This is a genomic window from Listeria weihenstephanensis (assembly GCF_003534205.1).
GTDB classification, from domain to species: domain Bacteria; phylum Bacillota; class Bacilli; order Lactobacillales; family Listeriaceae; genus Listeria_A; species Listeria_A weihenstephanensis.
Map to the genome: position 1 here is coordinate 2,347,939 of NZ_CP011102.1, position 14,862 is coordinate 2,362,800.

The window sequence follows — 14,862 nt, forward strand, 5'->3', positions numbered from 1 at the left end:
AAAAGCACCAAAGGCACTTTTCTTCCTAAAACTTAATGGTCAGTCAAAAATGTGCGCGGTTGGTGTATCATCATTTGCTTTACGCGTGATTAGCGCCGCTGTACCATCGGTTGTAGTAATATTAACCTGAATCGCCGCATTTGTCGAGAGATGTTTTCCAAGCAAATCGGTCACATACTGCGTGAAACCAATAATCTCAGCCTCTCCATAAAATTGTAGCGGAATATCGATATTCAAATCTGCCATCTCGCCGTCTTCATAACGAGCACGTCCAACGACACCTGTATAGTTAGGATAGTACTTCTCGATGTCTGCTTTAAAGTCTTCAAACGATGTATTGTCTGTTTTATGATCCGCTTTTGCATCAGCGGAAGGTAATACATAACTTTTCTCATCGATTGTTTTCCATTTGCCAAGGTCTGCCCCGTTCGCCGAGGTCATCGCAATAAAATTACCGGGAACAACGCCGTCACGCTTTCCTTGTTTATAGATTGCAATCGTTACAGGAACACTATCCAATCCTTTTGTAGCACGAATTCGATTCAAAACGGTCGCAGCCATTTCTTTACCTTGTGTTAATAAAGCACTATCAGAAATATTTTGCTCATACGTCGCGCCATACTTCTCTTTTTGATAATAATCGACGGAGTTCATCGCAAGGGCAATCGAGATTCCACCAAGCCCAACCGTATTTTTATCCGTTTTCTTTAAATAATCTTGTTCTAAAATATGCGCTAAATAAATAGGCGCACGGTTTTCGCCATCTTTCCCATTATCCTTCGGGTTCAATCCATCTTTATTTGTCGCACTTTCACGGTCGAGCCACTTCGTCAATGTCTCTGTCGTCAAATACTGTCCTTCTTGAAAAAGATAATCATCAGGGGAATAATTTTGTTGGGAAACACGCATCAGGCCTGATTCAAGCTCATTAATATCATAGCGTGAGTTGATGTTTGATACGACTAAACCACGTGATTTACTCGCTTTATACGGTAACACGGTTTTGTAGTAATCTGCTGAAATTTGATTTTTTGTCATAATGCCAGTTTCGGCTTGCTTCGTATCTTTTTTCTGTACAACCTGCTCATCCGAATTAAGGCTCGGGGCGCATCCTGCAAGTAAAAGTGCGGCGCTAAGGGAAACTACAAGTAATTTTTTCATTCGTTTTGACCACCTTCATCTGGTAAATATTCCATTAATTTTTGCTCGCTCCACACTGGTATGCCCAATTCCTCGGCTTTAGCCAGTTTAGATCCAGCATCACTGCCTGCCACAACAACATCTGTATTTTTACTGACGCTCCCCGTTACATTTCCGCCTAAACTTTCAATTAACGCTTTGGCTTCTTCGCGTTTCAAATGCTCTAATTTCCCCGTTAGAACGACTTTTTGATTCGCAAAAACAAGTGACTCTTCTGGCATTAGTTCCAACTTAGGACCTGTATAAACCATATTGACGCCTGCTTTTTCTAACTTCGCTAACAAATCATGTACTTCTTCATTCTCAAAATACGCAACAATCGAATCTGCCATTTTTTCACCGATGTCTGGTACTTCGATCAACGCTTCTTTTTCTGCTTTACGGAGTTCATCCATCGTTTCAAAATACTGCGCTAAAACTTTCGCTGCTTTTGCTCCAACATGTCGAATACCGAGGCCGAATAATAATTTTTCTAGTGAATTAGCACGGCTTTTATCAATCGATGCCAACAAGTTTTGAACGGATTTCTCACCCATTCTCTCTAATTCTACCAGTTTTTCGCCCGAAAGGAAAAACAAATCTGCGACATCGGCAATTAATTCTTGTTCAAAAAGTTGAACGACTACTTTTTCGCCTAGGCCATCGATGTTCATCGCATTTCGCGAAACAAAGTGAATCAAGCCTTCTTTTAGCTGAGCTGGGCACTTTGGATTGATACACCGCAAAGCAACCTCACCTTCAAGACGCACGAGTTCACTCTCACATGTTGGACAATGTGTCGGCATATGATAAGGAACTTGTTCGCCAGTACGCGCTTCTTCCACGACACGAATTACTTCGGGAATAATATCGCCCGCTTTTTTAATCATCACGGTATCGCCAATTCGGATATCCTTGTCTCGAATTAAGTCTTCATTGTGCAAAGATGCTCGCCCGACAGTCGTTCCAGCCACACGAACGGCTTCTAAAATAGCAGTCGGCGTCACGACACCCGTTCGACCAACACCGAGTTCAATCCCAAGCAATTTTGTTTCCACTTCTTCGGCTTTAAATTTATAAGCGATCGACCAACGTGGAGATTTAGCCGTAAAACCAAGCGTTTGCTGTTGCTCCAAGCTATCCACTTTGATTACGATACCATCAATATCATAAGCAAGTCCTGCACGCGCCTCTGTCCATTCCTCAATATATGCAAAAATTTCATCTAAAGATTGGCATAAACGCCGTTCTTTGTTCACTTTTAAGCCTAATTTCTCAAGCATCGCCAAACCTTCACTATGTGTCGCCACACCCATCTCACCGAAATCAGCAACAGCATATAAGAAAATATCAAGATTTCGTGAAGCCGCAATTTTTGTATCAAGCTGGCGTAAAGATCCCGCCGCCGCATTCCGCGGATTCGCAAAGACCTCTAACCCATCTTCTTCTCGTTTCTCATTCAAGCTTTGAAATGACTGCTTTGGCATGAACGCTTCGCCACGAACTTCAATCGTAAACGGTTCTTTTAGCTTCATTGGAATCGAGCGGATGGTTCGTAAGTTAGACGTGATATCTTCCCCAACCGTACCATCACCACGCGTTGCTCCGCGCTTATACGTTCCATCCTCATACTGTAGTGAAACCGCCAGACCATCAATTTTCAACTCGCACATATAAGCTACGTCATCGCCTACTTTTTCACGGACACGACGATCGAAATCCTGCAAATCCTCTTCATTAAACGCATTTCCAAGACTAAGCATCGGCGTTTCATGTGCTACTTTTTGAAAACCTGCCAAAACCTCTCCACCTACGCGCTGTGAAGGCGATTCAGGCGTTATCCAATCGGGGTGCTTTTCTTCCAGTCCAATAAGTTCATGCAAAAGTTGATCGTAGAGGGAATCTGGTGCGGTTGGATTATCCGCCACATAGTATTCATAACTAAGTCGTTCAAGTTCCCTCGTCAATTCTTCATAACGTTCTCTTTCAGCCATTTTTACTCACCTACTTATACTTTTTCAACAGGCGCGAATTCCGCCAGCAATCGTTTGACACCAGTTGGACTTGGGAATGCAATATCAAGCTCCATGTTGCTCCCAGTTCCTTTCACGCTGACAACCGTTCCAACGCCCCACTTCTTGTGACTCGCTTTGTCGCCAACTGTCCACGCTTCTTTTTCCGCACCAGAAGAACTATAGCCAACCACCGATTTGCTGTGCATTGCTGACTTCGCAAACGGTACTTCTGTTAAGCTATTTTCATGTGCTAATTCCAGTAAATCATGCGGAATCTCATCAATAAAACGCGACTCTTTATTCGCTGTAGATCGCCCGTAAAGCATCCGTGAATACGCACTCGTAATGTATAATTCCTCTTCTGCACGCGTAATCCCAACATAAGCTAATCGGCGTTCTTCTTCCATTTCGTCTTCTTCAAGCAAAGCACGACTATGAGGGAAAATTCCTTCTTCTAGCCCCACTAAAAAGACAACTGGGAACTCGAGGCCTTTCGCTGAGTGTAATGTCATCAGGGTCACGGCACCTTGTGATTTATCTTCATCCTCGTCTAATTTATCAATATCTGCAACAAGCGCTAAATCTTCCAAAAATGCAACCAATGTTTTATCGTCGCTCTCTTTTTCAAAGTTTTGCGTCACAGATAGGAACTCGTCAATATTCTCTAAACGTGCCTGTGCTTCAATAGTCCGTTCGTTTTTCAACATGTCACGATATCCCGTTTTTTCAAGTACCTCTTCCACGAGCTCCGTTACAGATAAATAGTCTTGCATTTGCGTGAATCCATTAATCAAATCATGAAATTCTACGAGCTGTTTCGCAATTTTAGCAGATAAGCCAACCATTTCAATCCGATCTAACACTTCAAAAATAGTCAGGTCATACGCTACCGCCATGTTCGCAATTTTATCCATAGAACCCGCACCAACACCACGTTTTGGAACATTAATAATACGTGCCAAACTGATGTCATCCGCATTGTTCGAAATGAGGCGCAAATAGGCCAGTACATCCTTGATCTCTTTTCGATCGTAGAACTTCGTACCGCCAACCATTTGGTACGCCATACTCGATTTCATGAAAAATTCTTCCATAACACGAGATTGTGCGTTGGTTCTATACAGAATCGCAAAATCAGAAAGTGGGCGACTCGATGCTGTAACCTCTTCTTGAATCTTCGCCACAACATAAGCTGCTTCTTCCTTCTCCGTCAATGCTTTGTGATAGAAAATTTTCTTACCTTCATCATTATTCGTCCACAAATTCTTCGGCTTACGATTACTATTATTCTCAATAACCCGGTTCGCTGCCTCTAAAATCCGCTTTGTAGAACGATAATTTTCTTCTAAAAGAATCGTCTGCGCGTTCGGATAATCCTTTTCAAACGACATAATATTCGTAATATCCGCACCACGCCAGCCATAAATCGATTGATCGGAATCACCAACAACGCAAAGATTACGGAATCTCGCTGCAAGCAATTTCACCAAAATATATTGTGCATGATTGGTATCTTGATACTCATCTACATGAATATACTGGAACTTCCGTTGATAATATTCAAGTACCTCAGGAACGCGTTCAAATAGCTGAATCGTCACCATAATTAAATCATCAAAATCGAGCGACTGATTCTTTTTCAGTTTCTTCTCATATTCTACGTATACATCCGCAACCATCTGATCATAAAAACCAAACGCTTCCTTCTTGTACTCTTCCGCATTTGTCAGTTCATTCTTGGCATTACTAATAGACGCCAAAATGCCGCGCGGTTCAAATTTCTTCGTGTCCACATTCTTTTCTTTTAGAATACCTTTCACGACAGAAAGCTGATCTCCACCATCTAAAATCGTGAAATTGCGGTTAAAACCAAGACGTTCAATATCACGACGCAAAATACGCACGCACATCGAGTGAAACGTTGAAATCCAAATAGATTCCGCTTCTGGTCCAAGTAAATTACCTACACGCGCTTTCATCTCACGCGCCGCTTTATTCGTAAACGTAATCGCCAAAATATTATAGGGATTCACGCCACGTTCTTTCATCAAATAAGCAATTCGATGCGTCAAAACCCGCGTCTTACCACTACCTGCCCCAGCCATAATTAAAAGGGGTCCTTCTGTTGCTTGAACCGCCTTCTTCTGTTCAGGATTCAATCCTTTTACTAAATCTTCCGCATTTAATTGCATTTTATCCTCGCACCACCAATACAAACATTTGTTCTTATTTTAACTTTTTAAACAACCGAAAGCAAGTAAAATTATCGTACCGCACTCACCGTTTCCAACGCCTGCTCAAAATCTTCATATAAAATATTACCTACGATAATCACATCCGCGATTTTCCCCATCTGTGCTGCCTGTTCTACTGTCCTAATACCTCCACCATACCAAAGCTTCGTGTTAACAAGCTCTGCACGCGCGGCCAAAAGCATCTTAACATCACCAAAAGTGCCGCTATATTCCACATAAAAAATCGGCAACTTCAACATATTTTCCGCAATGCTAGCGTATGCCGCCACATCCTCCGTCGACAAATCTGTATTTGCCTTCGCAAGTTGCGCTGCTTTTGCATCCGGATTTAAAATACAATATCCTTCTACTAAGACATATGGCCACGGAATAAAGTCACCATAATCCTTCACAATCTTGTGATGCGCACCCAACAGCCAATTTACATCTGTCGTATTTAACACCATTGGAATCAAATATTCACTCGCTCCGGGAAAAACCATCGCCTCATCACTTACTTCAATAAAAACGGGTAACCCAAAACTTGAAAAAGTTCGAAACAATTCCTGTACTTCTTCTAAAAGCAGCCCATCTGATCCACCAATAATAAAACCATCCGTCCCAGACTGAACCAATCGCTCGGTTGCCCCATCAGGAAGCTTTTTTGCGGGATCTAATTTAAATAAATGTCTCAATGAAGCCCCTCCATCGATGGATAATCTGTTTGATATACTCGCGTATGCCTATTGATCACTTGTCTTGTTTTCTTAGCGCAACGTAATCGCTTCTGCTCTTCACTTACCGAGCTTTCCTGTTCTGCGTCTCACGCCACTGGGGGATTGCATACTCGCTTCGCTCTTATGCATATTGATAGTGTAACTCACTTGTCTTGTTTTCTTAGCGCAGCGTAATCGCTTCTGCTCTCCATTTCCCAAGCTTTCCTGTTTAGCGTCTCACGCCACTGGGGGATTACATACTCGCTTCGCTCTTATGCATATTGATAGCGTAACTCACTTTGTTTGAACGCTATCAACAATTATACCATTTTTGCCACCATCTCGCATCACTTCCCGAATGCTTTTATAAAAATCTTTAACTTTCCCAATATAGGGATGCAATAGGAAAAATTCTGTGCTATGATAAGTTTATAAATTTGGATCCTACATGATCGAAGACCTTTTCATGTTTTTCAGGTCTTTTTTGATTGGAAAGGAAGTCGTAAATGAAAAATAATAGAGAACAATGGAGCTCAAAATCGGGATTTATTCTTGCTTCTGCTGGTTCTGCCATCGGAATTGGCGCGATTTGGAAATTACCCTATGTCGCTTCAACAGCTGGTGGTGGCGCATTCTTTATTCTTTTTACTATCCTCACTTTTGTGATCGTACTACCTATTTTAATTGGGGAATATATCATCGGGCGACACTCACAAAGCGATGCGATTCATTCATACCGAATTCTGGCCCCTGGTACACGCTGGAATTGGCTCGGTAAGCTGGGCGTGTTTGGCTCGATTCTAGTCCTCGCTTTCTACGGAGTTGTCGGTGGCTGGATTTTAAGTTATATCGTGAAGGCTATTAGCGGTTCAGTAAGCCACGGCGATCAAGCACAACTTGCGCTTCAATTCGATATGGCAACGGCAAATACGGCTATCGCTATCGCTGGGACGGCTATTTTCCTTCTCCTTGTTATCCTCGTTGTATCGCAAGGGATTAGAACGGGAATTGAGCCTATGAGCAAAATCATGATACCTGCGTTATTCCTGCTGTTCATTATTCTAATTATTCGCTCGTTAACGTTGCCAAATGCCATAGAAGGACTTCAATACTTCTTGCGTCCTGACTTCTCAGAAATTAACAGTAAAAGTATAATCATTATTTTAGGGCAAGCCTTTTTCTCACTCAGCGTTGGGATTTCTGTGATGGTGACATACGGTTCTTACTTAGATCGAAAAATAAGCATTCCCGCTGCATCTACATCCGTTGCTGTCATAAATATGATTATTTCTCTGTTCGTTGGACTCGCTATTTTCCCTGCTGTCTTTTCGTTTGGTGTCATTCCCGACGCAGGACCTGGTATCCTTTTCGTGATATTGCCGTCGATCTTTAACCAATTACCGTTTGGCACATTCTTCTTTATTGTGTTCCTCATCCTTTTCTTTTTTGCAGCATTAACTTCCAGCTTTTCACTGCTTGAGACTGCTACTGCTCCATTTATAAAAAAATTAGGAAGCCGTTCCATAGCCACCTGGATCGTTGGTGGTATCGTATTCTTGCTAGCTATCCCAGCAGCGCTTAGCTTGGGAATTTGGAACGAAATAAGTATCTTTGGAATGACCATTTTCGGAGCATTTGATTACGTTGCATCTAATATCATTCTACCTCTAGGTGCTCTATTTACCGCTATTTTCGTTGGTTTCCGACTCCCTCGCCAACTACTATGGGATGAATTCACAGCAAGTAGTCGATATGGGAAAAAATTATTTATGACTTGGTTGCTATTACTAAAATATGTTGCTCCAATCGCGATTATCCTCATCTTTCTATCCGCTATTGGACTACTACCTTTCTAAATAAAGAAAGCAGGGTGCCACGAATCCCACTTTTATGGGTAAGACGTGCATCCTGCTTTAAATAAATGGAGCGCTTGTCGCCGATTTATTTGGGTTATGCTTTTATTTATCTTTCATTCGATCGAATACTACTTCATACATATCATTTCCATAATTAAGGGAACGTTTTACGCGAGAAATCGTTGCTGTACTAGCACCTGTCTCAGCCTCAATAACATTATACGTCTTGCCATCATGCAGCATTTTAGCTACTTGAAAGCGCTGCGACATAGATTGAATTTCATTTACTGTGCATACATCATCGAAGAAAGCATAACATTCTTCTAAATTCTCCAGTGCTAAGATCCCTTTAAAAAACGTATCTAGACCTTCACCACGCAATTTTTCTATTTGCATGTGTATACCTCCATTTTACTTTAGACTCTTCTTTACCATTTTAACGTACTAGTGTGAATAACACAACAAGAAGGTTCAAAAAGCTTTATGAACATGCTATAATATGTTTATAAAAGGGAGGCTCAACATGAAAACTAAAATTATCTTATTTTTCTCACTCTTATTCGCAATTCTCGTAACATTCCATCTGCCAGTCTCGGCGGATCGCTCTTTTACAATACCAAACTATGAAAACTATGTCCAAATTCAGCAAAACGGAACGGCAATTATCACCGAAAATGTCCGCTATGATTTCGATGGCTCGTTTAATGGGGCGACGATGGATATTGATACATCAGGACTTCCCGATATTACCGATTTGCAAGTATTTGTTGATGGCACACCTTTCGTCAAGAGCGACTCTGGAAAGACAGGTACTTTCAAAGCTGATTACGATAGCAATGATACCTTAAAAATCCGTGTGTATTCCCCAACTGATACAGCAACGAAAGAGTTTGTCTACCAGTATACTTTAAAAAATGCCGTTACAAGCTACAACGATACCGCAGAATTTAATCGAAAACTCGTCGGGAAGAATTGGGAAGAAACGCTGGATCGTGTCGCGATTACGATTACGCTACCAAAAGAAACGCAAAACGGCGAATTACAAGCCTGGGCACATGGACCACTAGATGGCAACATTTCACTGCAAGATAACAAAATCGTGAAACTGTACGCGGATAACGTCAAACCAGGACAATTTGTGGAAGCTCACGTCATTTTTCCAAATAATATTGTACCAAGTAATCAAAATATCCAAGCGATTGATAAAAAAGCTGATATTCAAGCGCAGGAAGCCAAACTTGCCGAGCAAGCCAATACAAAAAGAGCACTAACGAAATGGATCTTTTACGGTGGTAGTATTCTGATGCTACTTTTCACAATCATCACGCTCATCAGGATATACGTAAAGTTTATACAACCAAAAAAAGCAGTATTTCAAGATCGATATTTTCATGATATTCCAACAGACATGTCACCAGCCGTCATGAATAAGCTGATATATTCCAAACTTGGCGCTAAAGATATCGTTGCAACGATTATGGACTTGGTACGCAAAAGACAACTGACCATCGAAGAATTACCTGATCCTTCTGGAAATAAGAAAAAGGCAACATTCATCATATCCAGAGTACCTGTACCATCTCCTAACACGCTTTTAAACCATGAACAAACCTTGATAAAATGGTTGTTAGATAAGGTTGGAGATGGCGAAAAAGTCACTTTAAAAGAAATAAACAGCTATGCAAAGAAAAATAGTAAAGCCTTCACTAGCTCATTTTCAAGTTGGAAAAGGGCGGTCGAAAAAGAAACAAAAACATATCGCTATATTAATAAATCAGCTACTTCCAAGGCGAATAAGCTATTATCTAGCGCTAGTCTTATCAATTTTCTGATTGGTCTTGGTCTCGTGTTATTCAGCATCTTTACGAGCAATTTTTCTATCTTCGCGTTAATCATAGGTGTTTTATCCTTTGCCATCATCATTGTATTTAGTGCAACGTTGCTTCCTGTTAAACATCAAAAAGGTGCAGAAGAGTTTGCAAAATGGCATGCCTTTAAGCGCTACATTAAAGATGTTGGAAACCTGGATATTGCTGATGTAGGATCGATTGCGATCTGGGATCATTACTTGTCCTATGCTATCTCGCTCGGACTAACAAAAGAAGTCCTAAAAGCAGCATCGATTCACTTCACACCAGAGCAAGTACAGCAGCATTCTGGATTGCTTTACTATTACTACGGTGGCGCAATGCTGGGCAGTGTAAACCACGCAAATATGGACACAGCGTTTGCAGAAAGCTTCCAAAACTCTTTCGAAAGCTCCTTTAGTGGTGCATTGGCAAGCAGTACATCCTCAACCACAGGAAGTGGCGGTGGATTCAGCGGCGGCTCCAGCGGTGGAGGTGGCGGTGGTTCAGGCGGCGGCGCTTTCTAATCTATTAAAAAACGTGCAGTACATCTCAAAATTTTTGAGTTATACTGCACGTTTTTCTTATCTCATAGCCTTCGTTCCAATGTCCATCCGATAAAAGAAATCTGGGTTATCAAGCTTCTTCATTTCTTTATAAAGTTGTGTTTGCGCTTCTGTCATCGATTCAGCCGTTGTCGACACAAGCAACACTCGCCCACCATTAGATAGAAAAGCATCGCCATCTTTTGCCCGCTTCGTTCCCGCGTGGAAAACCTCAGCCTCCACATCCGCAAGCCCAGTAATCACATTACCTTTCGCGTAATCCTCAGGATATCCAGCACTCGCCAAGACGACACCAAGCGTAACCCCTTCCGATTCCCATTCAAGCACTGGTTCCCGGTCGCGCAACAAAGTATCGATAACCTTCGCAAAATCAGATTTCAAGCGAGGTAACACCACTTGCGTTTCAGGATCTCCAAAGCGCGCGTTAAACTCAATCACTTTTGGCCCATCTTCGGTCACAATTAAGCCTGCATACAAAATGCCAGAAAACGAACGCCCCTCTGCGACCATCCCTTTTGCCGCTGGAAATAAAATTTTCTGAATCGCTTCATCGACAATGGTTTGCGCTATGTGCGGCACAGGCGAATAAGCGCCCATTCCACCTGTATTTGGTCCTTTATCGCCTTCATATGCCCGTTTATGATCTTGCGCAATCGCCATCGGGTACACTTTTTCACCGCGTACGAAAGCCATCAGTGAAAATTCCTCCCCAGCTAAAAAGTCCTCAATCACCACTTTCGCAGAAGCCTCGCCAAACTTACTGTCCAACATCATATCTTTTAAAGCAAGTACCGCTTCTTCCATATCAAAAGCGACCACGACACCTTTTCCAGCCGCTAAACCATCCGCTTTTATCACGATTGGTACACCTTTTTCTTGTAAGTATAGATACGCTTTCTCGTAATCCGTAAACGACTCCGAATCAGCTGTCGGAATCGCGTATTTTTTCATGAACTGTTTCGCAAAATCCTTGCTTCCCTCAATTAAGGCTGCTTTTTTCGATGGTCCGAAAGCTTTGATCCCAGCTTCTTCAAACTCATCCACCAAACCGTTTAGCAGTGGCACTTCTGGACCGACAATGACCCAATCGACAGCCTGCTCTTTCGCAAAAAGAATCAAAGCCGTCGCGTCTGTCTCTGAAATAGCGTGCGTTTCAATACCATCGCCCAACATCCCATCATTTCCAGGGGCGCAAAATACCGTTTCTACATCGTTACTTTCAAGCAATTTCTTACTGATCGCATGCTCACGACCACCGCTTCCAACAACTAAAATTTTCATCGCATTGACACGCTCCTTTAATGTTTGAAATGTCGGACATGTGTGAGAACCATTGCAATACCATACTTATTCGCCATCGCAATCGAATCTTTATCCTTGATCGAGCCACCTGGTTGGATAATCGCTTTAATCCCAGCTTTAGCCGCAGCTTCCACCGTATCGTCCATCGGGAAGAAGGCATCCGAAGCCAGAACTGCTCCCTGCGCCTTATCTCCCGCTTGATTCAAGGCAATCAGCGCCGAACCAATCCGATTCATCTGACCCGCGCCAATGCCAAGCGTTTGTGAAGCATTCCCAACAACAATCGCATTCGACTTCACGTGCTTCACAATTTTCCATTGGGCAACGAGAGCTTTCCACTCACTTTCTGTCGGTTGCGCATCTGTCACGACTTCATACGTCGCCACATCCTCTGCCACCGCGTCGCCATCTTGCAACAACAATCCACCAATCACCGACGTTTTTTCCACCGCATTCACAGGACCCGCAAAAGGAACTGTCAACAAGCGAATATTCTTCTTCTGCGCTAAAATCGCGAATGCTTCCTCCGAAAAACTCGGCGCAATAATGATTTCCAGGAAAATCTGACTCATATGTGTCGCCGTCGCCGCATCGACTTCCCGATTAATCGCAACAATGCCACCAAAAATCGAAGTCTCATCCGCTTCATAGGCCTTCAAATACGCTTCTTCTGACGTTTCACCAACACCGACACCGCACGGATTCATATGTTTTACAGCCACCGCTACAGGTTCCGTAAATTCTGATGCAATTCGAAGCGCCGCATCCGTATCACGAATATTATTATACGACAACTCCTTGCCGTGCAGTTGTTTCGCCTCACTAATCGAGTTTTGCGTACCCAATGGTTCTGTATAAAAAGCCGCCTCCTGATGCGGATTCTCGCCATATCGCAAATCTTGTTTCTTATTATAAGTCAATGTTAATTTTTCAGGGAATTCCTCACCGACAATCTCCGTTAAATAACCCGCAATCAACGCATCATAAGCCGCCGTATGACGGAAAACCTTCGCGGCCAAACGCTGATTCGTTTCAAAAGTGACCGCGCCATGATCGCCAAGTTCCGCTAAAACAGGCGCATAATCCGTGCTATCAACTACGACTGTCACCGCCGCATAGTTTTTCGCCGCCGAACGTAACATCGAAGGACCGCCAATATCGATATTTTCAATCGCCTCACCCAGCTTCACGCCAGGCTTCGCAATCGTTTCTTGGAACGGATATAAATTCACACAAACGAGATCAATTTTAGCAATATCATGATCCGCGATCGCCTGCATGTGCGCCGCATCATCGCGACGAGCAAGCAAACCCCCATGAATCGCCGGATGTAGCGTCTTCACACGTCCGTCTAACATCTCTGGAAAACCAGTCACTTCCTCAATTCCAATCACTGGAACCGCACTATCCTCAAGCGCCTTCTTCGTTCCACCCGTTGAAATAATCTCAAAACCAAGCCCCACAAGCGATTTCGCGAACTCCACAACACCAGTTTTATCTGACACACTAATTAACGCTCTTTTCATGATTGTCCCCCTATTATTTTTTTGACCACTTCTGGATAAAACGCATGCTCAACCTTATGTATTCTCGTCGCAAGCGATTCCACCGTATCATCTGGCAAAATAGCAACCGACTGCTGTGCGATAATCGGCCCCGTGTCCATTCCAGCATCTACAAAATGCGCGGTGACACCCGTTTCCGTTACACCCGCGACAACCGCCTGTCCCATCGCATCTTTTCCAGGAAACGACGGAAGTAACGACGGATGCAAATTGACAATCTTATTTTCATACGCTCCCAATAACGTCGGCCCAATCAAGCGCATATATCCCGCCAAAACGAGAAATTCTACCCCTGATTCCTGCAATTTAGCCACGATTTCCCGTTCAAAAGCCGCTTTATCCGCAAAAGCCTTCGGAGCAAAGACAAACACTGGAATTCCAGCTGCCTCTGCTCGTTCCAACACATACGCGCCCGGTTTATCACAAACAAGCAACGCCACCGATTCTTTAATCATCGCATCGTCCACAAGCGCCTGAAAATTACTACCCGATCCCGAAGCAAAAATCGCTATTTTCATCCTAGTTGCCCCCTGTAAAAACGACTTGTGCGCTAGCTTCTTTCGGCGTCACTTTTCCAATCGTATACGCTTTTTCACCTTGTTCTGCTAAAATAGCAAGCGTCTGTTCCGCATCGTCTGCCGCAACGACAAGCACCATGCCGATTCCCATGTTAAAAATACCATACATCTCGTCCGCATCAATTTCACCATAACTTTGCAACGCATCAAAAATCGGCAAAACCGGCCATGCATCACGCGTAATCGACACCGCCAAATCCTCTGGCAATACCCGTGGCAAATTCTCGATAAAACCGCCACCCGTAACATGCGAAATCCCGTGCACCGTTACATTTTTAATAACTTCCAAAACAGGCTTCACATAAATCCGCGTCGGCGTCAACAGCTCATCACTAAGCGTCTTGCCCCCAAGCTCCGGCAAAACCGTATCCAGCGCAAAGTCATGCTCCTTAAAGAAAATTTTGCGTACCAACGAGTATCCATTACTATGAATTCCACTCGAAGGCAAGCCAATCAAGACATCGCCAGCCGCCACCTTTTCACCCGTAATCACGTCCGCCTTCTCGACCGCACCGACCGTGAATCCAGCCAAGTCATAATCATCCGCACCATACATATCCGGCATCTCCGCCGTCTCACCACCAACAAGCGCGCACCCAGCCAACTCGCAGCCATCCGCAACACCCTTAACAATCTGCTCCATCTTGCCCGGAATCGTTTTCCCCGTCGCAATATAATCCAAGAAAAACAGCGGTTCCGCGCCCTGCGCCAAGATATCGTTCACACACATCGCGACACAGTCCACGCCGATCGTATCATGCTTATCCGCCTCAATCGCAAGCAGCAACTTCGTACCAACGCCATCCGTCCCCGAAACAAGCACAGGTTCACGCAAGCCAAGCCCGCTAAGATCAAACATCCCGCCAAACGAACCAATCGCGCCCATCACACCGTTACGCTTCGTACGAGCCACATGCTTTTGGATCCGCTCCACAACCTCATAACCCGCCTCTACATCAACGCCAGCCTTACTATACGCATTCTCTGCCATTTGCAAAATTCCC

General features: G+C 43.5%; 11 protein-coding genes. 2 read left to right on the top strand and 9 right to left on the bottom strand.

Features of this window, described 5'->3' with window-relative positions:
* Positions 1-39: 39 nt before the first annotated feature.
* The 4 genes from UE46_RS11440 to pcrB form a co-directional block, all read right to left on the bottom strand.
* Positions 40-1,161: a CamS family sex pheromone protein gene (locus UE46_RS11440; RefSeq protein WP_118907631.1), complete on the bottom strand. Its 1,122-nt coding sequence runs from the start codon at positions 1,159-1,161 to the stop codon at positions 40-42.
* Positions 1,158-3,173, bottom strand: coding sequence for an NAD-dependent DNA ligase LigA (gene ligA, locus UE46_RS11445; RefSeq protein ID WP_036061624.1), 2,016 nt, complete (start codon positions 3,171-3,173; stop codon positions 1,158-1,160). Before ligA ends, UE46_RS11440 begins: the two co-directional genes overlap by 4 nt.
* A 14-nt stretch (positions 3,174-3,187) precedes the next feature.
* Entirely contained in the window at positions 3,188-5,386 is a 2,199-nt protein-coding gene (pcrA, locus tag UE46_RS11450; RefSeq protein ID WP_036061623.1) for a DNA helicase PcrA, read from the bottom strand.
* A gap of 71 nt (positions 5,387-5,457) precedes the next feature.
* Entirely contained in the window at positions 5,458-6,123 is a 666-nt protein-coding gene (gene pcrB, locus UE46_RS11455; RefSeq protein ID WP_036061622.1) for a heptaprenylglyceryl phosphate synthase, read from the bottom strand.
* 527 nt (positions 6,124-6,650) lie between these two features.
* Here pcrB and UE46_RS11460 point away from each other — a divergent pair.
* Entirely contained in the window at positions 6,651-8,000 is a 1,350-nt protein-coding gene (locus tag UE46_RS11460) for a sodium-dependent transporter (protein WP_036061620.1), read from the top strand.
* A 102-nt stretch (positions 8,001-8,102) separates the two neighbouring features.
* On the opposite strand, the gene UE46_RS11465 is transcribed toward UE46_RS11460, so the two are convergent.
* On the bottom strand, positions 8,103-8,396 hold the full coding sequence (locus UE46_RS11465) for a YerC/YecD family TrpR-related protein (RefSeq protein ID WP_118907632.1): 294 nt from the start codon (positions 8,394-8,396) through the stop codon (positions 8,103-8,105).
* A gap of 127 nt (positions 8,397-8,523) precedes the next feature.
* On the opposite strand from UE46_RS11465, the gene UE46_RS11470 reads away from it, so the two are divergent.
* Positions 8,524-10,374, top strand: coding sequence for a DUF2207 domain-containing protein (locus UE46_RS11470; RefSeq protein ID WP_036061619.1), 1,851 nt, complete (start codon positions 8,524-8,526; stop codon positions 10,372-10,374).
* Between the two features lie 57 nt (positions 10,375-10,431).
* Here UE46_RS11470 and purD read toward each other — a convergent pair whose 3' ends face one another.
* The 4 genes from purD to purM are packed head-to-tail and all read right to left on the bottom strand — an operon-like array spanning position 10,432 to position 14,849.
* Positions 10,432-11,694, bottom strand: coding sequence for a phosphoribosylamine--glycine ligase (gene purD / locus UE46_RS11475; RefSeq protein ID WP_118907633.1), 1,263 nt, complete (start codon positions 11,692-11,694; stop codon positions 10,432-10,434).
* Between the two features lie 17 nt (positions 11,695-11,711).
* Positions 11,712-13,241, bottom strand: a complete 1,530-nt coding sequence (gene purH / locus UE46_RS11480) for a bifunctional phosphoribosylaminoimidazolecarboxamide formyltransferase/IMP cyclohydrolase (protein WP_118907634.1) — start codon at positions 13,239-13,241, stop codon at positions 11,712-11,714.
* A complete protein-coding gene (gene purN / locus UE46_RS11485) occupies positions 13,238-13,798 on the bottom strand; it encodes a phosphoribosylglycinamide formyltransferase (RefSeq protein WP_036061617.1) in 561 nt (186 codons plus the stop codon). The genes purH and purN overlap by 4 nt, the downstream gene beginning before the upstream one ends.
* Before the next feature lies 1 nt (position 13,799).
* Positions 13,800-14,849 (bottom strand): phosphoribosylformylglycinamidine cyclo-ligase, encoded by a 1,050-nt coding sequence (gene purM / locus UE46_RS11490; protein WP_036061615.1) that lies wholly within the window; start codon positions 14,847-14,849, stop codon positions 13,800-13,802.
* Positions 14,850-14,862 lie beyond the last annotated feature (13 nt).

What these genes read in the sequence shown, in the direction of transcription:
- purN (WP_036061617.1), bottom strand. Translation starts at nt 13,798, where the DNA reads ATGAAAATAGCGATTTTTGCTTCGGGATCGGGTAGTAATTTTCAGGCG.
- purD (WP_118907633.1), bottom strand. Translation starts at nt 11,694, where the DNA reads ATGAAAATTTTAGTTGTTGGAAGCGGTGGTCGTGAGCATGCGATCAGT.
- UE46_RS11470 (WP_036061619.1), top strand. Translation starts at nt 8,524, where the DNA reads ATGAAAACTAAAATTATCTTATTTTTCTCACTCTTATTCGCAATTCTC.
- UE46_RS11465 (WP_118907632.1), bottom strand. Translation starts at nt 8,396, where the DNA reads ATGCAAATAGAAAAATTGCGTGGTGAAGGTCTAGATACGTTTTTTAAA.
- purH (WP_118907634.1), bottom strand. Translation starts at nt 13,241, where the DNA reads ATGAAAAGAGCGTTAATTAGTGTGTCAGATAAAACTGGTGTTGTGGAG.
- UE46_RS11440 (WP_118907631.1), bottom strand. Translation starts at nt 1,161, where the DNA reads ATGAAAAAATTACTTGTAGTTTCCCTTAGCGCCGCACTTTTACTTGCA.
- purM (WP_036061615.1), bottom strand. Translation starts at nt 14,849, where the DNA reads ATGGCAGAGAATGCGTATAGTAAGGCTGGCGTTGATGTAGAGGCGGGT.
- pcrA (WP_036061623.1), bottom strand. Translation starts at nt 5,386, where the DNA reads ATGCAATTAAATGCGGAAGATTTAGTAAAAGGATTGAATCCTGAACAG.
- UE46_RS11460 (WP_036061620.1), top strand. Translation starts at nt 6,651, where the DNA reads ATGAAAAATAATAGAGAACAATGGAGCTCAAAATCGGGATTTATTCTT.
- ligA (WP_036061624.1), bottom strand. Translation starts at nt 3,173, where the DNA reads ATGGCTGAAAGAGAACGTTATGAAGAATTGACGAGGGAACTTGAACGA.